This is a genomic window from Curtobacterium sp. PhB137 (assembly GCF_003814955.1).
Lineage (GTDB): Bacteria > Actinomycetota > Actinomycetes > Actinomycetales > Microbacteriaceae > Curtobacterium.
The window spans coordinates 193222-216500 of sequence record NZ_RKQO01000006.1; the positions used below are offsets into that span (position 1 = coordinate 193222).

Below are 23279 nucleotides of genomic sequence, written 5' to 3' on the forward strand. Positions count from 1 at the left end.
AGGTGACGCCCGTCCAGCCGGACACCGAGGGCCTGTCGAAGGCCCAGAGCCAGGAGAGCGCGCGCGAGCGGGCGCTCTCCTGGCTCCGTCAGGTGTCCGGAGAACTCTCCACCGCCACGATCAAGCGGCTCGAGGACACCCTTCCCTGGTACAGCGAGATGCCGCCGGGGCGCCGCTCCGCCGTGGGCCTCGTCGCCCAGGCAGGCATCACCTCGTTCATCAGCTGGCTCGAGGGCACCGCGTCGACGCCGTGGATCGCCGCGGCCGACGTCTTCGGTTCGGCCCCGCGTGAGCTGCTGCGCTCGGTGAGCCTGCAGCAGACCCTGCAGCTCATCCGCGTGGTCGTGACCGTGGTCGAGGAACGCGCCGCCGACGACGAGATGCTGCAGGAAGCGATCCTGAAGTACTCGCGGGACATCGCCTTCGCGGCGGCGGACGTCTACGCCCGGGCGGCCGAGGCCCGCGGGCTGTGGGACGCCCGACTCGAAGCGCTCGTGGTCGACTCGATCCTGTCGGGCGAGTACGACGACGAGCTGCCGTCCCGCATCGCCGCCCTCGGGTGGCACGGGCACGGCGAGGTCGCGGTGCTCGTCGGCACGGCACCGAAGCAGCTCGAGGTCGACCAGGTCCGCCGCACCGCCCGCCACATGGACGCCGACGTGCTCGTCGGCGTGCAGGGCTCGCGGCTCGTCGTGGTGATCGGGCGCTCGACCCCGCGGGACGACGTCCCCGAAGGAGAGGACCCGGTCTCGTTCACCGCCATCGCGCAGGCCCTCGAACCGCTGTTCGGCGAGGGCCACCTGGTGCTCGGCAACGAGGTCCCCGGGGTCGTCGACGCCTCGACCAGCGCGAAGGCAGCCCTCGCCGGGTTCGCCGTCGCGCGGGCATGGCGCGGGGTCCCCCGTCCGGCGCTGGCCGACGACCTGCTGCCCGAACGTGCCCTGGCCGGCGACCCGCTCGCCCGGTCCGCCCTGGTGCAGCGGATCTACGTGCCGCTCAAGGACCAGTCCACCGAGCTCCTGCAGACCCTGTGGTGCTACCTGGACACCGGTCGGTCGCTCGAGGCCACGGCGCGCGAGCTCTTCGTGCACCCGAACACCGTCCGCTACCGCCTGCGCCGCGTCGCGGACATCATCGGGTGGGACGCCACGCACGCTCGGGACGCCCTGATCGTGCAGTCGGCCCTGATCCTCGGCGCGATGTCCGAATCGGCCACGGGTCGTCGCCGCATCACCCCTCGCCGGTAGGGAACCGACAATGTCACGCGGGGTTTCGTGTGGGAAGCCCACACGGGCCCCGCGGTGCATGAGCGACAGGATTGTCCGGTGATCGTCGTCGTCGCGCCCGGACAGGGCTCCCAGACCCCCGGCTTCCTCGCCCCCTGGCTCGAGGACGCCGCCGTTCGTGAACGTGTCGGGCAGTGGTCCGAGTCGATCGGGGTAGACCTCGCCGCACACGGCACCACGTCGGACGCGGACACCATCAAGGACACCGCACTCGCGCAGCCCCTCATCGTCGCCGCCGGTCTCGTGACCGCCGACGCGCTGCTGGCCGACGGCCGCCGTGCGCTCGTCGGCGGGGTCGCCGGGCACTCGGTCGGCGAGTTCACCGCCGCCGCGGTCGCCGGGGTCCTCGAGCCGACCGACGCCGTGTCGCTCGTCGCCGAGCGAGGCCGGGCCATGGCGGACGCCGCTGCCCTCGAAGCGACCTCGATGGCCGCCGTGCTCGGTGGCGACGCCGACGCGGTCGCCGCAGCACTGCAGTCCCACGGGCTCGTCCCCGCGAACCACAACGGCGGCGGCCAGACCGTCGTCGCCGGCACGGCCGCCGGCATCGCCGCGCTCGTGGCGGACCCGCCCGCCAAGGCCCGCGTGGTCCCGCTCGCGGTCGCCGGTGCGTTCCACACCCACTTCATGGCCCCCGCGGTCGAGCGCGTGGCCCCGGTCGCCGCGGCCGCCACGGTGCACGACCCGACCCTGCCGATCTGGACCAACGCCGACGGTTCACGGGTCGACGACGGTCGCCGGTTCGTCGACCTGATGGTCCAGCAGATCGCGAGCCCCGTGCACTGGGACGCCGTGATGGAGTCGTTCGGGGCCGCCGGCGTCACCGGCATCATCGAGCTCGCGCCGGCCGGCGCCCTGGTCGGGCTCGCCAAGCGCGGCCTGCGCGGTACGCCGTCCGTCGCCATCAAGACCCCCGAGGACCTGCCCGCAGCGATCGACCTGCTGCAGCGCGCGGACCAGGAAGCAGACGCCACCGCATGACCGAACGTCCCGCACTCTCCCAGCGCCGCGGCCACGAGTTCACCCGGATCCTGGCCTTCGGCGCCGCCCGCGGCGAGAACGTCGTGCCGAACGACGACCTGGTCGGCCCGATCGACTCGTCCGACGAGTGGATCCGCCAGCGCACCGGGATCATCACGCGCAAGCGTGCCGGCAAGGACGTCGAGGCCGTCGACCTCGCCGAGGCCGCCGCGCGCGAGGCGATCGAGAAGGCCGGCCTGTCCCCCGACCAGATCGGTGTCGTGCTGGTAAGCACCGTGACGCACACCGTCGCGACTCCGTCGATGGCGTCGCTGCTCGCCGAGCGGATCGGCGCGACGCCCGCCGCCGCGTACGACATCAGCGCCGCGTGCGCCGGGTACGCCTACGGCATCGCCCAGGCCGACTCGTTCATCAAGTCCGGCCTCGCCGACCACGTCCTGGTCGTCGGTGCCGAGAAGCTCAGCGACGTCGTCGACCCGACCGACCGCTCGATCTCGTTCCTGCTCGGCGACGGTGCGGGCGCGGCCGTCGTCGGCCCGAGCGACTTCCCCGGAATCGCCCCGACCATCTGGGGCTCGGACGGCTCGAAGTGGGACGCCATCGGCATGACGGCGACCTACAACGAGTGGGAGGCCGGCGCGCCCCGCCCGACCATGCGCCAGGCGGGCCAGACGGTCTTCCGCTGGGCCGTGTGGGAGATGGTGAAGGTCGCCCGCGAAGCGCTCGAGACCGCCGGTGTCCGACCGGAGGACCTCGCGGCGTTCGTGCCGCACCAGGCGAACATCCGCATCATCGACGAGTTCGCGAAGCAGCTCGGCCTGCCCGAGTCGGTCACGATCGCCCGTGACATCACCACCACCGGCAACACCTCCGCCGCGAGCATCCCGCTCGCCACCCACCGCCTGCTCGAGGAACACCCCGAGCTGTCCGGCGGGCTCGCCCTGCAGATCGGCTTCGGTGCCGGGCTCGTGTTCGGCGCCCAGGTCGTCGTCCTGCCCTGATCCCACCCGGCCGCGCATCCCGCGCGACCAGCGACCACCCCGACGAGTCTCCGGGCGCGAGCACGCTGCGTGCCCTAGGCTGGTCCACGGTCAAACGACACCCCCCTCAAGGAGAAACTCATGGCCCTGTCCAACGAAGAAGTCCTCGCCGGCCTGGCCGAGCTGATCAACGACGAGACCGGTATCGCCACCGACACCGTCGCCGCCGACAAGTCCTTCACGGACGACCTCGACATCGACTCCATCTCGATGATGACCATCGTGGTCAACGCCGAGGAGAAGTTCGACGTGAAGATCCCGGACGAAGAGGTCAAGAACCTCAAGACCGTGGGCAACGCGGTCGACTACATCGTCAAGGCCCAGGCCTGACACGAGCTTCCTGAGCGCCGCGGCCAGCGGTCACCGTCGGCCGCGGCGCTCATCTTGTTCCCCAACGAAAGAACCGTCGTTCCATGACCAAGAAGACCGTCGTCGTCACCGGGATCGGTGCGATCTCACCCCTCGCCGCGACTGCCCCGGAAACGTGGGACGCGCTGCTCGCCGGCAAGTCCGGCATCACCCGCATCGAGGACCCGCGCTACGCCGAGCTCGAACTCCCCGTGGAGTTCGCCGGCCAGGCACGTCGGTTCCTCACCGACCAGCTCACCCGCCCCGAGTCGAAGCGCCTGGACCCCTCGTCGCAGCTGTCGCTCGTCGCGGCGCGTGAGGCGTGGGCCGACGCCGGCATCGACGCCGAGTCCGTCGTCCCCGAGCGCCTCATCGTCGACTGGGCGACCGGCATCGGTGGCGTGAACACCCTGCTCGACGCCTGGGACACCCTGCGCGAGAAGGGCCCGCGTCGGGTCCTGCCGATGACGGTCCCGATGCTCATGGCGAACGGTCCGGCCGCTGCCATCGAGATGGAGTTCGGCGCCCGTGGCGGCGCCCGCACCTACCTGTCGGCCTGTGCCTCGTCGACCGAGTCGCTGGCCGAGGCGTACCGCCACGTCGCCGACGGGGACGCCGACATCGTCATCACCGGTGGCGCCGAGGCCGCACTGCACCCGCTGCCCCTGGCGGCGTTCGCGGCGATGCAGGCCCTGTCGCGCCGCAACGACTCCCCCGAGACCGCGTCGCGTCCGTACGACGTCACCCGTGACGGCTTCGTCCTCGGTGACGGCGCCGCGGCGCTCATCCTCGAGTCGAAGGAGCACGCCGAGGCCCGCGGTGCGACCATCTACGCCGAGGTCGCCGGCGCCGGCATCACCTCGGACGCGTTCCACATCACGGCACCGGACCCCGAGGGCAGCGCGGCCGCCCGTGCGGTCCTGCAGGCCCTCGACCACGCCGGAGCCAGCCGCGAGGACGTCGTGCACGTCAACGCGCACGCCACCTCGACCCCGGTGGGCGACGTCGCCGAGTACCACGCCATGCGTCGCGTCTTCGGTGACCACCTCGACGACATCGTCGTGTCGGCGACCAAGGCGTCCACTGGGCACCTGCTCGGTGGCGCCGGTGCGATCGAAGCCGCGTTCACGGTCCTCGCGCTGCACAACCGCGTCGCACCGCCGACGATCAACCTCAACGACCAGGATCCGGAGATCGTCATGGACGTCGCGCGCGAGCCGCGCGCGCTGCCCGACGGCGACCTCCTCGCGGTGAGCAACTCGTTCGGCTTCGGCGGGCACAACGCCGTGGTCGCGTTCCGCAGCGTCTGATCCGTCGCACCCTGCCAGGAGGCCCGTCCCGCGTCGTCGGGGCGGGCTTCCGTCGTGTGTGTTGCCGGCTTCAGTGCCGCGAAGGCGACAGTTTGCGGCCACACGTTCACGACCGCACCGCCAAAGCGACAGTCTGCGGCCGAATGTTGGCGGCACAGTGTCGCTTTCGCGAAACGGCGGAGACGCCAGCGCGGCCCGAGTCTCAGCCGACGCGGTGCAGCCAGACGACGGGGTTGCCCTCGGCCGCGTGCCGGAAGGGCTCGAGCTCGTCGTCCCAGGCCTGTCCGAGCGCGAGCCGGAGCTCACGGTGGAGTTCGAGCGCGTTGCTGCCCGCGACCTCCATCGCGTAGCGGACGCGGTCCTCGGGAATGACCATGTTCCCGGTCACGTCGGTCTGCGCGTAGAAGACCCCGAGGTCAGGCGTGTGCATCCAACGGCCGCCGTCGGACTCGGTCGTCGGCTCCTCGGTCACCTCGTAGCGCAGGTGCTCCCAGCCGCGCAGCGCGGAGGCGATCGCGGCACCGGCACCGACCGCGCCGGTCCAGGTGAACTCGGTCCGCCGGGCACCGTCCTGTGCCGGCTGGTCGAGCCACGAGAAGTTCACGGCGCGGTTCATCGCGCGACCTGCTGCCCATTCGACGTGCGGGCAGAGCGCGCGGGGTGAGGAGTGCACGTAGAGCACTCCTGTCGTCGTTCCGTTCACGGTTCCTCCGATACGTCAGGTGCGACTTCCCCATCGACCTGGTGCGGAGGATCCGAGCGGCTGCGAGCCACGGAACCATTCGGTATGCGATTGTGATGTCCCGACAGGACACGCCCATTATGCAGCGTTCCGGCTGGGAACGGCAAGGACCCCGCCGAGCGCGGTCCGGTTCAGTGCAGGACGGTGCCCGCAGCGTCGACGGGGTGCCGCTCGCCCGCCGTGATCGGCGCGGGCACGCGGTTCTCGGCCGGCGGGATCGGGCAGGCGAACTGGTAGGAGAACGCGCAGGGCGGCAGCACGAGCAGGTTCCAGTCGAGCTCGACCGGGCCCGCGGCGCCGGGGTCGTCGAGGTACAGGAAGCGGCCCATCGAGTAGGTGCTGCCAGGGTCGTCCTCGGCGAGGACGCTCGTGGCGTCCTGCACGATGAGCTGCAGCCGCGGCGCACCCCGGAACGCCGCGGACCGAACCGCGACGAGCCGCATGGTCGTGCTGCCGACGGCCGTCTCGATGTGCCCGGCGACCGGCAGAGCGTCGCCGGCGGCGTCGAGGACGCTGCCACGGGCCTCCCGGTCGTCGCCCGCACCGGCGTCCAGCGGGACGTACGTGCCGGAAGCCACCCAGTCGTCGGACCGGTCGAACCGGTCGATGCGCGCGAAGCGGTGGATCGGCTCCGCCGCGGGGTCCCAGACGCGCAGCGTCGAGCCGGACACCGTGCCCGCGAAGCCGTCGGGGAACGCGACGGCGGACGGCACCACGGCGGTGTCACCGGCGACCAGCACCGTGCCGTCGACCGGGACGCCGTCCACGACGACACCGTCGGTGGCGGCGGCCGTCACCGTGAGGCCGCCGACCGTGGGTGCCCAGGTGCCGGGGACCGGCCACACCGGCTGCGGGTGGTCGACGTGCTGGGCGTTCACGAGAGCCAAGGGGCCACGGGGACTGCGTGCCCAGCGATCGCGTTCGGCGACGTGGTCGGCGAAGTCGGCGGCGGTGTCCGTCACGCCAGCTCCTGCCGCGGGTAGATGACCTTCTGCACGATGATGATGATCGACGCGGCGACGGGCAGGGCGACCAGGGCACCGAGCACGCCGCCGATCGTGCCACCGGCCACCGCGGCGATCACCACGAGGGCCCCGGGCACCTGCACCGCACGCGACATGATGCGCGGCGAGATGAGGTACGCCTCGACCTGCATGTAGACGAGGTAGTAGATCGCCGCGGCGAGTGCTGTGGCGGGCGACGCGAACAGGCAGAGCAGCGAGATGACGATCGCGGCGCCGAGGGTGCCGACGAGCGGGATGAGCGAGCCGAGGAACGCGAACGAGGCCAGCAGCACGGGCAGCGGCGCACCGATGATGAGCAGGAACACCAGGCTCAGGATGCCGTTGATGAGTGCCTGCGACACCTGGCCGACGACGTACCGACCGACCGCCTGGGTGATCTGCTCACTGACGTCGATGAAGTTCTCGCGGCGGGACGCCGGAACGAACCGGTACGCCGCACGCTTCATGCCCCGCATCGACGCGAGGAAGTAGAGCATCAAGATGAGGACGATGAGCACGCCGGTGAGCCCCGACAGGATGCCGCTGCCGACCGCCAGGATGCCGCCGCCGACGCTGAGCAGGTTGCCCGGGTTCTCGACGAACGACTGCACCGACTCGAGGGCGTGGTCGATGTCGAACGACCCGGCGAACTGCTTCGACAGGTCCTGCACCCACTGCTGTTTCGAGATGTCGTCGACGACCTCGGGGAAGTTCTGGATCAGGTTGGTCGCCTGCTCGACCAGGATCGGGACGACCGCGAAGACGACCCCGGCGAACGCCGCAAGGACCCCCACGACGACGACGGTGATCGCCGCCCACCGCGGGATGAGCCGCTCGAGGAACGAGACGAGCGGGTCGATGCCGAGCGCGAGGAAGAGCGCGACCCCGATGTAGACGAGGACGGTGCTGAGCTCGCCGATGATGGTGCCGGCGAGCAGCGCGACGAGCACACCGATGGCACCCATGAACCCGATGCGGAAGGCGTTGACGCGCACGCCGGTGCCACCACGGTTCACCTGGAACGTGACGTTCGGCGTCGGACCAGCTGCGTCGTGGTCGTCCTCGCGCTTGCGTTTCATCTGCACGTAGGGCGGGCGGGACTTGAACCCGCGAATCGTTCGGTTATGAGCCGACTGCCTTGACCAGCTTGGCTACCGCCCCTCGACGACCGTCAGGCCACCGGTTCCCCACGATACAGCGCCTCGAACGTCGTGAGCGTGCGGTTGATGTCGTGTGCCTCGATCATGGCCGAACTGCGCTCCCGCATGGCCGTGTACTCCGCTTCCGACGCCGTCAACACCGCCTCGAGCTTGGCGGCGAGGGCGTGTTCGTCGCCGGGGGCGAACAGGTACCCGTTGCCGTCGATCAGGTGGGGCAGCGCCATCGAGTCGGCGGCGACGACCGGCAGCCCGGACGCCATGGCCTCGAGCGAGGAGATGCTCTGCAGCTCGGCGGTGGAGGGCATCGCGAACACGGTGCCGTTCGTCAGGGCGGTGCGCTTGACCTCGTCCGAGACGAACCCGAGGAACCGGACGCGGTCCTCGAGCCCGAGCTCCTTCGCCAGGGCGGTCAGCTTCGGGATCATCTCGCCGTCACCGACGATCGTCAGGGTCGCCGTGAGCGAACCGGGCAGCAGCGCCACGGCCCGGACCAGCACGTCGAGGTTCTTCTCCGGCGCCACGCGGCCGACGAACACGATGTCGTTGTTGACCGGACGGCCCTCGCGCGCGACGTACCGCGACGCGTCGATCCCGCACGAGATCGCCAGCACCCGCTGACCGGCGATGGCCTTGCGCAGGTAGTCGGCAGCCAGGTTCGTCGGCGTCGTGATGGTGTCGGCGAGCCGGTAGGTCTTCGCCGCGTCGCTCCACGCGATCTTCAGCGCGATGGGCAGCGTCCACTTGCCGAACGGCGTGTACTCGAGCAGGTTCTCGGGCATGAAGTGGTTCGTCGCGATGACCCGGATGCCGCGCGCGTTCGCCTCGGGGACGATCCCGCGACCGATGACGACGTGCGACTGGATGTGCAGGACGTCGGGCTTCACGGCGTCGAGGATCGGGCCGGTCCACTTCTTGACGCTCCACGGCCACACGAAACGGAGCCAGGCGTGCAGCGGCCACTTGTACGACTTCAGGCGGTGCACGACGAGGGTCACGCCCTGGTGTTCCTCGTCGAAGGTGCCGTAGTTGCGGCTCGAGGCCGGGGCGACGACGTGGACCTCGTGCCCGCGCTCGGCCAGGCCGACGGCGAGCTGCTCGGCGAAGGTGGCGGCGCCGTTGACGTCCGGCGGGAAGGTGTCCGCGGCGATCAGGATGCGCAAGGGTCGGTGTCCGCCCGTCGCACCCGTCGGTTCGGCGGTGGCGGTGGTGACGTCTCCTGACACGGCTGGCGTCGTCCTCTCGTGGGCGATTGCTGGTCGGACTGCCGACGGTACCGCACCTGGTTCCGCGGCCGCGTCAGCCGCGCGGAGGACCCCGTGGTACCCCAGGGTGACGGTGCGACGGCGCGGCGCCGCCCCGCGGCCCGCGCGGTCAGGCGCGGGCCTGCGGGTGGTGCTTGGCGAGCAGGAACACCCCGGTGATGGCGATGCCGGCCGCGACCACGAACCCGGCGACCGCACCCCACGGTGCCCCGGACGCCTCGTCGAGCACGACCACGCCGATCCCGACGGCGACGATCGGGTCGATCACGGTCAGCCCCGCGATGACGAGGTCCGCCGAACCGGCCGAGTACGCGTTCTGCACGAAGTACCCGCCGAGCGACGCCGCGACGACCACCCCGATGATCGCCAGGACCGTCAACCAGTCGAACGTGCCGTTCACGAACCGGTTCAGCACGACCTTGGCGAGCGTCGCGACGAACCCGTAGAGGATGCCCGCGCCGACGATGTAGTAGAGCGCGCTCTTGTGCTTGGCCACGAGTCGGAACGACACCAGCACCAGTACCAGCACCACGGCCAGGATGATCAGGACGGTCACCAGCTGCTGCCGGGTGATCGCGCTCTCGTGCCCGACGAACGCCGCGATGCCGACGAAGATCGCGACACCGATGATGCAGGTCCACACCGCACGCTTCGCCCGACGGCCCAGCGGCACGCCCGACGACCGGGAGGAGAACCACGTGGTGATCACGAGCGCGACCGCCCCGAGCGGCTGCACGACGATCAGCGGCGCGTACGTGATGCTGATGAGCTGCAGCACGACGGCGATGCCGAGCATCAGCGTTCCGAGCACCCAGTAGCCGCTCGAGACCAGCCCGACGACGTGCCGGACGCTCAGTCCCTTCGACTGCCGCCCCAGCCGCGCCTCGACCCGCTGCACACCACGACTCTGGAACTGCGCTCCCAGCGACAGGAACACCGCACCGATGAGCGCGACGGGGATCATGAGGGCCTGGAACGGCGTCAGGTTCACTGCGTCGGGCAGCTGGAGGTCCGTCGTCACGCGTCGAGGCTACCGTCCACCGCCGGATAACCTGGGTGAATGGCCGTTCTCCCGATCCGCATCACCGGCGAACCCGTCCTGCACGAGCGTGCAGCCGAGGTCACCGAGTTCGATGACGACCTCCGTTCCCTCGTCGCCGACATGTTCGAGACCATGGACCTCGCCCCCGGCGTCGGGCTGGCCGGACCCCAGGTCGGCGTCGGCAAGCGCCTGTTCGTGTACTCGTACACCGACGACGACGACGTACTGCACCGCGCCGCGGCCGTGAACCCGGTCCTCTGGATCAGCCCGCCGGTCCCCGAGTCGGTCGACGAGCTCGACGAGGACGACGAGTCCGAGGGCTGCCTGTCCGTGCCGGGCGAGCGCTTCCCGCTGCGCCGCTCCGGCAGCGCGCTGCTCCGGGCGTTCGACGAGCACGGCGAACCGTTCGAGGTCCGGGCCGACGGATGGCTCGCACGCATCTTCCAGCACGAGTACGACCACCTGGACGGCTGGCTCTACGCCGACCGCCTGGCGCACCCCTACGCCAAGCAGGTCGCCAAGGCCATCCGCAAGAACAGCTGGGGCGGCCCCGGCCAGTCGTGGCTACCGGGTCGCGACCACCCCGAGGGCTGACGGGTCGGTCCGGCCCGCGCGTCGCCTGCCGTGGTCGGCTGACGGCCGGGAGGCCCGGCTCAGCTCCGGTACGTCGTCAGCGCGTCGCGCAGGTGGTCGGTCTCCGGGTGCCCCGGGCAGTACTGCAGGAGGCCGGCGGCGAGGTGCGCTGCGCCGTCGTCGGCCACGGCCGACGTCCACGGGTCCGTGCCGGTCACGGCGCAGGTGCTCGCGAGCTCGACGAGGGTGGCGTCGCCCCGGGTCGCGTCGACAGCGGCCTGCTGCTGCGTCGACGGCACCGAGCCCGTGAGCCGCTTCGCGGTGCACGAGGTCCGCTCGTCCTCCCACACCGCCGAGTAGGTCGTGTAGGTCTCGCGGTCGCCGTCGTCGCACACGAAGGCGAACACCACCGGCGAGGCACCCGACCCGAGCCCGGTCTCCGAGCTCGTGGGCTCCTCTGACGAGTCGGTGTAGGGTCCGGCACCGCTGCATCCGACCAGCACGGGCGCGATGACCGCCGCGAGCAGCACGCCGAGGAGCACGGCGCGGGGCGGACGGGATCGGTGCACCTGTGAACGCTAACAGCAACTGCCCGGCAGGACCCGCACGGTCGCTCCTGCGATGATGGTCGGGCACGCCCCGCCCTGGAGGTCCTCATCCCCCGCCTGCACTCCCGCCCCGTCCGCGTCGCCGCCCTCGTGGTCGTCGCCGTGGCTGCCCTGTTCGTCGCCTTCTGGCACCTCGGCCGGCCGACCATCGTCAACGACGAGTTCGTCTACCTCCGGGCGAGCTGGGCGTACGTGCACGGCAACTTCTCGCTCAACCTCGAGCACCCGCCGACGGCGAAGTACCTGTACGGCATCGCGCAGCTCGTCGTCGGACAGGGGCCGCTCGGGCCCCGCCTGGTCGCCGCGGCCGCGATGCTCGGCACCGGCGTGGTCCTGTTCGTCTGGTTGCGCCGCGAGGTCGGCTTCTGGACGGGGCTCCTCGCCGCCGGTGCGTGGTGGCTGACGCCGCGCGGGTCCGGTGCGTCGTGGGCCGAGGCGGGTTCGGTGATCGGCGCGCGGATCGACCGCTTCGCGATGCTCGAGCCCCTCATGGTCTTCTTCGCGATCGCCTCGCTCGCCGCCGCGTGGACCTGGATGCGCACCGGCAACCGGTGGTGGATCGCCGCAGCAGGGGCGCTGCTCGCGATGTCCGTCACGTCGAAGGTCTCGACCGCCGTGCTCGTGCTCGCGATCGGCGCCCTGCCGCTGCTGTTCCGCCGCTGGCGCGACCTGGGCGTGGGCGCACTGTACGGCGGCGTCGCGTTCGTGGTGGTCTTCGTGCTCCTGTACCTGCCGGTGGGGCTCTTCACCGCCATCGGACACATGCTGAAGTTCCAGGCACAGCAGAACGCGCACGGACACCCGACGACGATCCTCGGCACGATCTACCCCCAGGCGCCGTGGTGGGCGAACTTCGCGTTCCTGGCGGCGGGCACCGGCTGGTTGCTGCTCACGGTGCTGGTCGTCGGCGTCGCCTGCGCTCTGGCGATCCGGCCGGACCGGCTCGTCGCGTTCCTCGGCATCGCGCTCGGTGTCTTCCTCGTCTTCTACGTCATCGTCGCGAACGTCTCGCTCCCGTACTACTACGACGCCTGGATGCCGCTGATCATCGCCCTGGCCGCCATCGGGTACGGCCGACTGGCATCGGTGCGGCCACCCGTCGGACGCATCGCGGCGGCCGTCCTCGTCGCCTGCCTGCTCGTGCCGGCGGTGCGGCTCGGGGTCGCGGTGGCGCAGTCCCGCCCGAGCGGCATCGCCCTGCTCTCCGACGCCCTGCACGTGCGCGGCAAGGACTCCGAGGGCGTGCTGTTCGCCCGCTTCAGTGCGAACACCTGGCGGATCTACCTGCCCGACCGGGGCACGCAGAAGCCGCAGTACGGACCGTTCGACGCGATCGTGGTCGGCCACGACCACCGTCGGGCCATGCCCCACCAGGTCACGGAGTTCCTGTCCGAGTACGCCGATCAGCTCGACCACTTCCGGCTCGACTACCTCGACGTCTACGTGCCGAAGACCGGCACGATCGACGACAACAACCGCGACGGCACGCTGCACATCGAGCCGAGCACCCCCGCGTCCTGACCGGCGCGCCCGTGCGGCGCGCGGCCGCGCGGCGCGCGGCCGCGCGGCCGTGGGCACCGCGCCGGAAACGCAAAAGGCCCGGATCCGTGAGGATCCGGGCCAGACGCTCCCCGAGTTGGACTCGAACCAACAACCTGCCGGTTAACAGCCGGCTGCTCTGCCAATTGAGCTATCGAGGATCACTGTTCGCTGGCGAATGTCGTGCGAACAACGGGTAACAGCATAGCAGCACCGCAGGGCCCCTCACCGCATCGGACACGCCGCCCGGGCGCGCCGCGCTGCGGGCCCCGGTGCAGCGCTGCTCCTCAGTACCCGGCGACCGGGTCGACGACGCCGACGAAGCCCTCGCCGCTGCCGTCGAGGAACGCCGTGGTGTTGAGTCGCACCCGCTCGGCGAGCAGCGGCGCGACCATCTCCGGGGTGTCGGCCTGGTGCGGCGTGATGACCGCGCCGGGCTCGGACCACAGCGGGTGGCCGTCCGGCAACGGCTCGGGGTCGGTGACGTCGAGCCCTGCGGCGGCGATCGCACCGGTGCGCAGGGCCTCGACCAGGGCGTCGGTGTCGACGAGTCCCCCGCGGGCGATGTTGACGAGCCGGGCGGACGGCTTCATGATCGCGAACTGCCGCTCGCCGAAGAGCTTCGCGGTGCCCGAGGTCATGGCTGCTGCGATCATCACGACGTCGGCGTCGGGCAGGACCTCGTCGAGCTGGTCGGTGGTGACGGTGCGCGATGCGCCGGCCACCGGGTCGGCGGAGCGACGCACCACGGTGACGTCGACGTCGAACGGGGCGAGCAGGCGGATGTACTCGAGCGCGATCCCGCCGGCGCCGATGACGACGACGTTCCGGCCGTACAGCGACACACCCTCGGGCTCGGTGGCCCACGAGTGTGCACGGGCACGCTTCTGCAGGACCCGCAGCGTCCCGAGCGTCAGTGCCAGGGCGTGCTCGGCGACGGGCTCCGCGTACGCGCCCTTCGCCGAGGTGAAGAGCACACGGTCCCCGTGCTCCTGGATGAGGTGTGCGAAGGCGTCGACCCCGGCGAACGGCAGCTGCACCCAGCCGATCCCCGGTGCGGCGTCGAGCGCGTCCGCCAGGCCGGACGGGTCGCGGGGGTCGAGCCAGACGAGCCCGCGGGTGTCCGCGTCGAGCGGCGCGACGGTCCCGCCGGCCTCGGTCACGGCGGTGACGTGCAGGTCGGTCGGCTCCGGCAGCACGGCGACGGGGCCGGACTGCGGTGCGTCGATCGGCAGCGGGGCGCCGGAGGTGGGGACGACGGCGCGGTGGCCTCGGGTGGCGGTGCTCACGGGTTCTCCTGTCGGTCCGTGCGGGGGCCGGTGCCGGCGGCGACCGGTCGGCGTGGCGCCGTCGAGCGGCGCGGGGCGGTGGGTGCCGGGCGACGCTTCACGCCGCGGGCCGCGGTCGCGGCCAGGGTCTTGACGTAGGGGTCGACGGGGTTGTCGAGGACCTCGTCGAAGGTGCCGAGGCCGACCAACCGGGCATCGGCCATCACGGCGACGCGGTCGGCCAGGGCGCCGGCTTCGCGCAGGTCGCTGGACACCACGACGGCGGAGAACTGCCGGTTGCGCTGCAGGGTCGCCAGGGCCTCGAGCACCGACTGGCGCACGAGCACGTCGACGCCGCGGGCGGGTTCGTCGGCGACCAGGAGCTGGGGTTCGAGCACGAGGGCCCGCGCCAGGGCGACACGCTGCCGCTGCCCGCTGGAGAGCTCCCAGGTGTTCAGCCGCATCACGCCGAGCGGCAGGTGCACGGCGTCGACCAGGCGCGCGACGATCATGCCCGCTTCCTTGCGGTCGAAGCGGCGGTCGCGCTGGTAGATCGGTTCGGCGATGGCCTCGCCGACGGTGAGGTCCGGACTGAGCCGATCGGCGCCGTCCTGCGGCAGGTAGCCGATCCGGCCGCTCAGCCGCTCGAGCTTGCGGGACGAACCGCGCAGCCCGCGGGTCTTCTGGCCGAGGACGGTCAGTTCGCCTCCGACGATGTGCCGGCGCAGCGCACCGTCACCCTCGCCGTGCGACCCGAGCTGCCCCGCGATCGCGGCGGCGAAGGTCGACTTGCCCGACCCCGACTCACCGAGCAGTGCGAGGATCTCGCCCTGCCGCACCGTCAGGCTGACCCCGTCGACCGCTCGGATCGACTCGGACCCCCGTCCGCCCCGGTACTCGATCGACACGTCGTCCGCGACGACCGCCGGTCCGTTGACCGCGATCATGGGTCCCCTTCCACGCCGCCCCCTGGCGGCGGTTCGCGACGGACCGCGCTGGCAGGACCGTCGTGCGTACAGCTGTGGAGGCGACCGTCCAGGAGGCCCGGCGTGCGTCGACGACGCTGGACGGGCCTCCTGGACGGGTCGCGCCGGGTCGAGACCAGACGCGGGTCGCATCGGGTCAGGACCCGACGTTCTCCAGTTGCTCCAGCGTACGCCGTCGCTCGGCCTGCTCCGCAGGGTCCGGCACCGGGAGCGACGCCAGCAGGCGCTGCGTGTACGGGTGCTGCGGGGCGCCGAGGACCTGCGCCGTCGTGCCCACCTCGACCAGGTCGCCGCGGTACAGCACCGCGATCCGGTCGGACAGCGCGCCCACGACCGCCAGGTCGTGGCTGATGAACAGCGACGCGAAGCCCAGGTCCTGCTGGAGCTCGAGGAAGAGCTCGAGCACGCGGGCCTGCACCGACACGTCGAGCGCACTCGTCGGCTCGTCGGCGATGAGCAGCTTCGGCCGGAGCGCGAGCGACCGGGCGAGCGAGGCGCGCTGGCGCTGCCCACCGGAGAGCTCGTGCGGGTAGCGGTCCCCGTACGCCTTCGGCAGCTGGACCGCCTCGAGGAGTTCGTCGACGCGCTTACGGGCCGCACGCGGGCTCGACACCTCCTTGTGGACGACCAGCGGCTCGGCGACGCACTCGGCGATCGTGAGCAGCGGGTTGAACGACGTCGCCGGGTCCTGGAACACGAACCCGATGTCCTTGCGCAGGTGCTTGAAGTCGCGCTCCCGGTAGCCGAGCATCTCGGCGCCGAGGACCTTCAGCGAGCCGCCGGTGACCTTCGTCAGCCCGGCCATGGCGCGACCGATCGTGGTCTTGCCGGAGCCGGACTCCCCCACCAAGCCGAGGACCTCGCCGGGACGGATCGCCAGGTCGACGCCCTTCACGGCACGGAACGCGGGCGAACCGAGGCGGCCGGGGTACTCGATCTCGAGCCCCTTCGCCTCGACCAGCGGGGTGACGTCCTCGGTGATCGCGGCACGGCGGGCGGTGCCCGTCGACGCCTCGAGCCGGGGCACGGCGGCGAGCAGCCGCTTCGTGTAGTCGGCCTGCGGACGCGCGAACAGGTCCGTCGCCGATGCCTCTTCGACGATCTCGCCCTGGTACATCACGGCGACGCGGTCGGCCAGGTCGGCCACCACACCCATGTTGTGCGTGATGATCACGATCGCCGTGCCGAACTCGTCGCGGCAGCGGCGGAGCAGGTCGAGGATCTCGGCCTGCACCGTGACGTCGAGCGCCGTGGTCGGCTCGTCGGCGATGATCACCGACGGCTCGAGGGCCAGGGCACTCGCGATGACGACACGCTGCTTCTGGCCGCCGGAGAACTGGTGTGGGTAGTGGTCGACGCGGGTCTCGGGGTCGGGGATGCCGACGCGGCCGAGGTAGTCGATGGCCTTCGCCCGCGCCTCCTTCTTGGACATGCCGCCGTGGGCGCGGAGCCCCTCGGCGATCTGCCACCCGACCGTGAAGACCGGGTTGAGGGCGGTCGACGGCTCCTGGAAGACCATCGCACCGGCGGTCCCCCGCAGGCTGCGGAGCTTCTGCGCGCCGACGGTGACGACGTCGGTGCCGTCGAGCAGCACCGCGCCGCCGAGCGTCGCCGTCTCGGGCATGAGCCGGAGCATGGCGCGAGCCGTGACGGACTTGCCGGAGCCGGACTCGCCGACCAGGGCGAGGACCTCGCCGGGGCGGACGTCGAGGCTGACGCCCTTCACCGCGTCGACCGCGCCGCCGTCGGTGGCGAAGGTGACCGTGAGGTCGTCGACGACGACCACGGGTGCGTTCTCGGTGTCGGTCGTCATGCGCCCGATCCTTCCGCGGTGGCCGTGTTGCGCGCGTCGCGCGTGGACACCAGCTGCTTCAGCCGTCGGCGCGCACGAAGACGGGGGTCGGAGATGTCGTTGAGGCTCTCGCCGATGAACGTCACACCGAGCACCAGCACCACGATCGCGACACCCGGGTAGACACCGGTCCACCAGACGCCGCTCGCGACGTCGGACAGCGCACGGCTGAGGTCGTAGCCCCACTCGGCGCCGGACGTCGGACCGATGCCGAACCCGAGGAAGCCGAGGCCGGCCAGGGTCAGGATCGCGTCGCTGGCGTTGAGCGTCAGGATGAGCGGCAGGGACCTGGTCGAGTTGCGCAGCACGTGGCGGGTCATGATGCGCCACGGGTTCGTGCCCATCACGCGCGCCGACTCGACGAACGCGTCGTTCTTCAGACGCACGGCCTCGGCACGGACCACCCGGAAGTACTGCGGCACGTAGACGACGGTGATCGAGATCGCCGCCGCGATGATGCCGCCCGAGTAGCTCGAGTTGCCGCCGGAGATCACGATCGACACGACGATCGCGAGCAGCAGCGAGGGGAACGCGTAGATCGCGTCGGCGACCACGACGAGGACCCGGTCGAGCCAACCGCCCAGGTAGCCGGAGACCAGCCCGAGCAGCACGCCGACGATGATCGACACGACGACCGCGACGATCACGACGAGGACCGCCGTCCGGGCGCCGTAGACCACCCGGCTGAACACGTCGAACCCGCCGACGGTGGTGCCCCAGATGTGCTCGGCGCTCGGTGCGCCCGTGCGCGGGAAGCTCTCGCCGTCCGCGCCCTGCAGCTGGCCGAAGCCGTACGGGGCCAGCAGCGGCGCGAAGACCGCGACGAGCAGGTACAGGGCGCAGATGACCACGCCGACGATGAGCATGGCGCGCTGCCAGCCGGTGCTCTTGCGGAGCTGGACCACCACGGGCAGCCGCTTCCAGAGCGGCTCGTGGCGGTCGACGAGGGTGGTGTCGGCCATCGTCAGAACCTCACTCTCGGGTCGATCAGGGCGGCGACGACGTCGACGATGAAGTTGGTCACCGCGACGATCACCGCCAGCATCGCGACGATGCCCTGGACCGCGACGAAGTCACGGGCCGACAGGTACTGGTTGAGCTCGAAGCCCAGGCCGCGCCACCCGAAGGTGGTCTCGGTCAGGACCGAACCGCCCAGCAGCATCGCGATCTGCAGGCCCATGACCGTGATGATCGGCACGAGGGCGGGGCGGAACGCGTGCGTCCGCACCAGCCGCGACTCGCGGACACCGCGGGAGCGGGCCGCGTCGACGTACTCGGAGCCGAGCGACCCGATCATGTTCGCGCGCACCAGGCGCAGGAAGATGCCGGCGGTCAGCAGTCCGAGGGTCAGCGCCGGCAGGACGGCGTGCTGCAGCACGTCGCCGATGACCGCCGCGTTGCCGGTCCGCAGTGCATCGATGATGTAGATGCCGCTCGCGCCGGGGATGCCGTCGAGGATGAGCTCCACCCTGGTCGACGCGCGGTCGCCGAGCGGCAGCCAACCGAGCCACACCGAGAAGACGAGCTTGAGCAGCAGACCGCCGAAGAACACCGGGGTCGCGTACGTCAGGATCGCGAGGGCACGGAGCAGCACGTCGGGCCACTTGTCGCGCGTGTACGCGGCCAGCATGCCGAGCGGGATGCCGAGCACGAGCGCGACGACGAGGGCGTAGAAGACGAGCTCGGCGGTCGCGCCGCCGTACTGCAGGATGATCTCGGTGATCGGCCGGTTGTCGGTCGACGCGTTGCCGAAGTCACCGCGCAGGATGCCGCCGAGGTACTCGAAGTACTGCACGAGCACGGGACGGTCGTACCCGGCGGCGTGCAGGCGTTCCTGCAGCTGCGTCGGGGTGAGTCGGCCGCCGACCGACGCGGTGATCGGGTTCCCGATGACGCGCATCAGGAAGAACACGAGCGTCACCAGGATGAAGACGGTCGGGATGATGAGGAGGAACCTGACGAGGACGTACCGGCCGAGTCCGCCGCCACTGCTCTTGGCACGACGTTGTGCCTGTGGCTTGGTCGGATCGGTGCCGTTCACGTCCTGGGTCGCCTCTGGGGTGCTCAGGGTCACGGGGAGGGGTGCCTTTCATGCCGGTGCGCAGGCACGCGGGCGTTCCTCGTGGGAACGCCCGCGGCCTGCGCGAGGGGCGTGGTGCTACTTGCTGAGGGTGGCGTACCGGAACTTGAACGAGGCGTCGAGGGTCAGACCCTTGACGTCCTTGCCGGCGACGGCGACGGACTTGCCCTGCAGCAGGGGCAGCGTCGAGATCTGCGATGCCTCGCGCTCCTGGGCCTGCTCGATCAGGTCGGCACGCTTGTCCGGGTCGGACTCCGCCTGCTCCTTCGCGATGAGGTCCTGGATGACCGAGTCGTCGTAGTGGTTCTGGACGAAGTTCTCCTTGGTGAAGAACGGCGACAGGTAGTTGTCGGCGTCGGAGAAGTCCGGGAACCAACCGAGCTGGTACTCCGGGTACGCGTCCTTGGTGCGCTCCTGGGCGTAGGTCGTGTAGACCGTCGACTGGATGTTGACGGTGAACAGGCCCGAGTCCTCGAGCTGCGTCTTCAGCAGCGCGTACTCGTCGTCCGACGCCGAACCGTAGTGGTCGGGCGCGTACTGGATGTCGAGCTGCACCTTGCCGGAGACACCGGCGTCGGCGAGGGTCTTCTTCGCCTTGTCGACGTCGGGGCCACCGTCGCCGTCGCCGTACATGTCCTTGAACGGCTGGACCGCACCGGTGAGGCCGTCCGGCACCATCGAGTACAGCGGCGTGAAGGTGTCGTTGTAGACCTCCTTCGCCAGGGCGGCGCGGTCGACCACGTCGGCGGCGGCCTGTCGCACGGCGAGGGCCTTCGCCTCGTCGGCGTCGTCCTGACCGGTGCCGAACGGCTGCGTCTTGAAGTTGAAGACCACGTAGCGGATCTCGCCGCCGGGGCCGTCGGTGACCTTGAGCTTGTCGTCCTTGCGCAGGTCCGAGATGTCGGTCGGCGTCAGGGAGCGGTACGCAACGTCGACGTCGCCCTGCTGCACGGCGAGCTTGAGGTCGGTCTCCTTGGTGTAGTAGTTGGCCGTCACCTCGGAGGTCTTCGCCTTGCCGAGCAGGCCGTCGTACTTCGGGTTCGTCTTGTACTGGATCAGCTGGTTCTCCTTGTAGGAGCTGATCTGGTACTGCCCGGCGAACGCCTTGCCCTTGACGATGTCGTCGGCGCTGGTGAGCTTCGTCGCGCTGAAGACGTCCTCGTCGACGATCGGGCCGGCGGGGCTCGAGAGCACCTGCGGCCAGGTCTGGTCGGCGTGGTCGAGGTTGAACACCACGGTCGTGTCGTCCGGGGTGTCGATGCTCTTGAGGTTGGCGAGCAGCGACTGCGGGCCGTTCTCGTTGTTGATCTTGAGTTCACGGTCGAACGAGAACTTAACGTCACTCGAGGTGAGCTTGTTGCCGTTCGCGAACTCGAGGCCGTCCTTGAGGGTGACCTCGTACGTGGTCGGGCTCGTGAACTCCGCCTTCGTGGCGATGTCCGGCTCGACGTCCGGGCTGCCCACGGGCGTGTTCATCAGGAACGGGAAGACCTGGTTCTGCACGGCGAACGAGCCGTTGTCGTAGGAGCCGGCCGGGTCGAGGGACGTGATCTTGTCCGTCGTCCCGATGCTCAGGCCGTTCAGCTCGGTGTCGCTCACGCTGCTGCTCGCGCAGCCGGTCAGCACCAGCGCCGTCGCTGCTGCTCCGGCGCCGAGCGCGATGCCGCGCCTGCCCCACGTGGCTGTGCGCTTCTTGAACACGGATGCCATGTTCGATGCCTCTCTTGAAGTTGGGTGCAAGTGTCCGGACCGGCGGGTGGTACGTCTGTGTGCCCGGCCAGGAACGCTCATTGGTATCACCCTGTCACGGAACAGATCGAACCGGGAGCGATTTGTTTACACCGCTGTAATGCAAGCACCCGTCGCGTGATGCATCATTCGTGCGCATCGACCCGGCGCGCCGCACACGAAAGTTGCGCGCTGCAACCTGGGTGGTCCGGGGCTCGCCGACCGGTCACGACACACCGCCCGTCCCACCCCGAGCGGTCACGTCCCGTCGGCCGGACGCCGGCCAGCCGACGCCCTGCGACCACTCGACGCCCGACACGCGGCACGTCGTGCGGCCACACCGTCGGCCTGGAGGCTCGCCCCACGTCGGCCCCGTCCCTCGCCCCCGCCGACCGGTCACGACACACCGCCCGTCCCACCCCGAGCGGTCACGTCCCGTCGGCCGAACCCCGGCCAGCCGACGCCTTGCGACCACTCGACGCCCGACACGGCCGCGCGGCAGGCGCCCCGACACTCGCGCGGCGAGAGGGAGGGGCTAGGACGCCTCGGCGTCGGCGCGGAGCCGCATGCGCTGCGCGTCGATGTCCACGAGCTGCCGCTGGATCTCAGCGCGCCGCTCGGCCTGCTCGTGCGGGTCCGCACGCTGCAGTTGTCCGAGCAACGAGGCCTTGCGGGCGAGCAGGTCCCGCTCGACCAGGGCGACGACGATGCTCCGGCAGTACGCGGCGAGGTCCTCGGCGTTGCGGGCGGGGATCGGCGCGAGGGCCAGCTCGTGCGTCAGGGTGCGCAAGGGGGTCGGCACGTCGGCGAGCAACCGGTCGAGCCAGTCCCCCGCCCCGATGACGTCGACGTTGGCGACCACGGCGTCCCGCACGACGGCGAGCATCGGCGCCGAGAACGTGGCCGATGCGGCGAGCCCGAGCAGCGGCGCTCCGACCGAGGTCGGCTGCTGCACCATCGCCATGACGGCGTCGCGCTCCATGCGGCTGATCGGGTCGTTCGGCAGCGAGCGGATCCCGGCGACGGGCTCCTCGACCACACCGGCCCCGTCGGTGGCGTGACCGGCGCGACCGTCGCGCCCCGGGCCTCCTGACCGATCGTCCGTCGACCCCGCACGCCGACGCGCGGTCTCGACCGATCGACGGACCTCGGGCATGTCCATGCCGAGCCAGCCGGCGAGCTCGCGGACGTACCCCTGCGTGAGCGAGCGGTCGCGGATGCCGGCGAGAACGGGCGCGGCGGCGCGGAGGGCACTGACGCGGCCCTCGACCGTCTCGAGGTCGTGGCCCTCCAACGTGCGGCGGATCATGAACTCGAACATCGGGCGCTTGTTCGTGATCAGGCGGCGGATGGCGTCGTCGCCGCGGGCGAGCCGGAGGTCGCACGGGTCGAGGCCACCGGGTGCCACGGCGACGAAGGTCTGCGCCGCGAACCGCTGTTCCTCGGCGAAGGCGCGAGATGCGGCACGCTGCCCGGCCTCGTCCGGGTCGAAGGTGAAGACGACCTCGCCGTTGGCGTTCGGGTCGGCGCCGGCCAGGTCGCCGAGCATCGGTCGGAGCACCTTGATGTGGTCGACGCCGAACGAGGTGCCGCACGTGGCGACCGCGGTGGTGATGCCGGCGACGTGGCAGGCCATGACGTCGGTGTAGCCCTCGACGATCACGACCTGCTTCTGCTTCGAGATGTCGCGGCGGGCCAGGTCGAGCCCGTAGAGCACCTGGCTCTTGTGGTAGATCGGGGTCTCGGGCGTGTTGAGGTACTTCGGGCCCTTGTCGTCGTCGAGCAGGCGACGGGCGCCGAACCCGATCGTCGCTCCGGTGACGTCGCGGATCGGCCACATCAGGCGACCACGGAACCGATCGTACGGCGACCGGTCGCCCTGGCTGACGAGCCCGGCCGAGGTGAGTTCCTCGAGCGTGAAGCCCCGACCGCGCAGGTGGTCCTTGAGCATGTCGAACGACTTCGGGGCGAAGCCGACACCGAAGTGCTGCGCCGCCGAGGGATCGAACCCGCGCTCCCCCAGGAACCGCCGTGCGGGGTCGGCCGCGGCGGTGGTGAGCTGCGCCGTGTAGAACTCGAGCGCGGCTTCGTTGGCGGCGATCAGCCGGGCGCGGGTGTTGTAGTCGGTGCGCGGCCCGTCGCCCTCTTCGTAGTGCAGGGTGAAGCCGATCTTCGCGGCCATGCGCTCGACGGCCTCGGCGAAGGTGGTGTGGTCCTGCGCCATGATGAAGCTGAAGACGTCGCCGTCCTCGCCGCAGCCGAAGCAGTGGTACCGGCCGACCTGGGGCCGGACGTGGAACGACGGGGAACGTTCGTCGTGGAAGGGGCAGAGCCCCTTCATCGACCCGACGCCCGCGTTCTTCAGCGTGACGTAGTCGCCGACGACGTCGGCGATGTTGACACGCGAGCGGACCTCGTCGATGTCGTTCCGCGCGATCCTGCCAGCCACCCTCTGATCCTAGTTCGTGGG

Annotated in this window: 20 protein-coding genes, 2 tRNA genes and 1 pseudogene; 7 read left to right on the top strand and 16 right to left on the bottom strand. The window is 70.8% G+C overall.

The annotated features are described in order from the left end of the window. The first annotated feature begins 32 nt into the window (after positions 1–32). The 5 genes from EDF28_RS10585 (at position 33) to EDF28_RS10605 (ending at position 4965) form a co-directional block, all read left to right on the top strand. Positions 33–1247, top strand: coding sequence for a CdaR family transcriptional regulator (locus EDF28_RS10585; RefSeq protein ID WP_111085717.1), 1215 nt, complete (start codon positions 33–35; stop codon positions 1245–1247). Between the two features lie 78 nt (positions 1248–1325). Further along, a complete protein-coding gene (locus EDF28_RS10590) occupies positions 1326–2267 on the top strand; it encodes an ACP S-malonyltransferase (protein ID WP_123938255.1) in 942 nt (313 codons plus the stop codon). Beyond that, a complete protein-coding gene (locus tag EDF28_RS10595; RefSeq protein WP_123938256.1) occupies positions 2264–3268 on the top strand; it encodes a beta-ketoacyl-ACP synthase III in 1005 nt (334 codons plus the stop codon). Before EDF28_RS10590 ends, EDF28_RS10595 begins: the two co-directional genes overlap by 4 nt. Positions 3269–3388: 120 nt before the next feature. Next, positions 3389–3637, top strand: coding sequence for an acyl carrier protein (locus EDF28_RS10600; RefSeq protein WP_017886710.1), 249 nt, complete (start codon positions 3389–3391; stop codon positions 3635–3637). An 83-nt stretch (positions 3638–3720) separates the two neighbouring features. Beyond that, positions 3721–4965, top strand: coding sequence for a beta-ketoacyl synthase (locus EDF28_RS10605; RefSeq protein WP_123292578.1), 1245 nt, complete (start codon positions 3721–3723; stop codon positions 4963–4965). A gap of 202 nt (positions 4966–5167) precedes the next feature. Here the strand turns inward: EDF28_RS10605 and EDF28_RS10610 are convergent, their stop codons facing one another. From EDF28_RS10610 to EDF28_RS10635, 6 genes are all read right to left on the bottom strand, one after another. Then, entirely contained in the window at positions 5168–5668 is a 501-nt protein-coding gene (locus tag EDF28_RS10610) for a DUF3145 domain-containing protein (protein WP_235035923.1), read from the bottom strand. Positions 5669–5838: 170 nt separating this feature from the next. Further along, positions 5839–6669, bottom strand: a complete 831-nt coding sequence (locus tag EDF28_RS10615; RefSeq protein ID WP_123938257.1) for a DUF1684 domain-containing protein — start codon at positions 6667–6669, stop codon at positions 5839–5841. Next, positions 6666–7790, bottom strand: a complete 1125-nt coding sequence (locus tag EDF28_RS10620) for an AI-2E family transporter (RefSeq protein WP_185094211.1) — start codon at positions 7788–7790, stop codon at positions 6666–6668. Before EDF28_RS10620 ends, EDF28_RS10615 begins: the two co-directional genes overlap by 4 nt. A gap of 7 nt (positions 7791–7797) precedes the next feature. Beyond that, positions 7798–7872: transfer RNA gene (locus EDF28_RS10625), tRNA-Ile, on the bottom strand. A gap of 10 nt (positions 7873–7882) precedes the next feature. Continuing rightward, positions 7883–9094: a glycosyltransferase gene (locus EDF28_RS10630; RefSeq protein ID WP_123938258.1), complete on the bottom strand. Its 1212-nt coding sequence runs from the start codon at positions 9092–9094 to the stop codon at positions 7883–7885. 148 nt (positions 9095–9242) lie between these two features. Continuing rightward, on the bottom strand, positions 9243–10154 hold the full coding sequence (locus tag EDF28_RS10635; RefSeq protein WP_185094212.1) for a DMT family transporter: 912 nt from the start codon (positions 10152–10154) through the stop codon (positions 9243–9245). Between the two features lie 39 nt (positions 10155–10193). Between EDF28_RS10635 and def the strand changes: the two genes are divergently transcribed. Next, a complete protein-coding gene (gene def, locus EDF28_RS10640; protein WP_123938259.1) occupies positions 10194–10769 on the top strand; it encodes a peptide deformylase in 576 nt (191 codons plus the stop codon). A gap of 59 nt (positions 10770–10828) precedes the next feature. Here the strand turns inward: def and EDF28_RS10645 are convergent, their stop codons facing one another. Then, positions 10829–11317 carry a hypothetical protein gene (locus EDF28_RS10645; RefSeq protein ID WP_123938260.1) on the bottom strand — a complete coding sequence of 163 codons (489 nt, stop codon included), beginning with the start codon at positions 11315–11317 and terminating at the stop codon, positions 10829–10831. A 141-nt stretch (positions 11318–11458) separates the two neighbouring features. On the opposite strand from EDF28_RS10645, the gene EDF28_RS10650 reads away from it, so the two are divergent. Continuing rightward, positions 11459–12877: a glycosyltransferase family 39 protein gene (locus EDF28_RS10650; protein WP_123938261.1), complete on the top strand. Its 1419-nt coding sequence runs from the start codon at positions 11459–11461 to the stop codon at positions 12875–12877. Positions 12878–12983: 106 nt separating this feature from the next. On the opposite strand, the gene EDF28_RS10655 is transcribed toward EDF28_RS10650, so the two are convergent. The 9 genes and pseudogenes from EDF28_RS10655 to dnaG form a co-directional block, all read right to left on the bottom strand. Continuing rightward, positions 12984–13056 (bottom strand) — tRNA-Asn (locus EDF28_RS10655). A gap of 126 nt (positions 13057–13182) precedes the next feature. Then, positions 13183–14184: a D-isomer specific 2-hydroxyacid dehydrogenase family protein gene (locus EDF28_RS10660; protein ID WP_243692470.1), complete on the bottom strand. Its 1002-nt coding sequence runs from the start codon at positions 14182–14184 to the stop codon at positions 13183–13185. After that, positions 14181–15110, bottom strand: a complete 930-nt coding sequence (locus EDF28_RS10665) for an ATP-binding cassette domain-containing protein (protein ID WP_123938262.1) — start codon at positions 15108–15110, stop codon at positions 14181–14183. Before EDF28_RS10665 ends, EDF28_RS10660 begins: the two co-directional genes overlap by 4 nt. 175 nt (positions 15111–15285) lie before the next feature. Continuing rightward, on the bottom strand, positions 15286–16962 hold the full coding sequence (locus EDF28_RS10670) for an ABC transporter ATP-binding protein (RefSeq protein WP_123292571.1): 1677 nt from the start codon (positions 16960–16962) through the stop codon (positions 15286–15288). Next, positions 16959–17963 carry an ABC transporter permease gene (locus tag EDF28_RS10675; protein ID WP_123292570.1) on the bottom strand — a complete coding sequence of 335 codons (1005 nt, stop codon included), beginning with the start codon at positions 17961–17963 and terminating at the stop codon, positions 16959–16961. The genes EDF28_RS10670 and EDF28_RS10675 overlap by 4 nt, the downstream gene beginning before the upstream one ends. A 2-nt stretch (positions 17964–17965) precedes the next feature. Continuing rightward, a complete protein-coding gene (locus EDF28_RS19700) occupies positions 17966–18631 on the bottom strand; it encodes an ABC transporter permease (protein WP_395875174.1) in 666 nt (221 codons plus the stop codon). A 135-nt stretch (positions 18632–18766) separates the two neighbouring features. Continuing rightward, positions 18767–19075 (bottom strand): annotated as a pseudogene (locus tag EDF28_RS19705) (ABC transporter permease); the annotation flags it as partial. 84 nt (positions 19076–19159) lie between these two features. After that, entirely contained in the window at positions 19160–20791 is a 1632-nt protein-coding gene (locus EDF28_RS10685) for an ABC transporter substrate-binding protein (RefSeq protein WP_123938263.1), read from the bottom strand. 553 nt (positions 20792–21344) lie between these two features. Next, positions 21345–23258 carry a DNA primase gene (gene dnaG, locus EDF28_RS10690; RefSeq protein ID WP_123340415.1) on the bottom strand — a complete coding sequence of 638 codons (1914 nt, stop codon included), beginning with the start codon at positions 23256–23258 and terminating at the stop codon, positions 21345–21347. Positions 23259–23279: the final 21 nt, after the last annotated feature.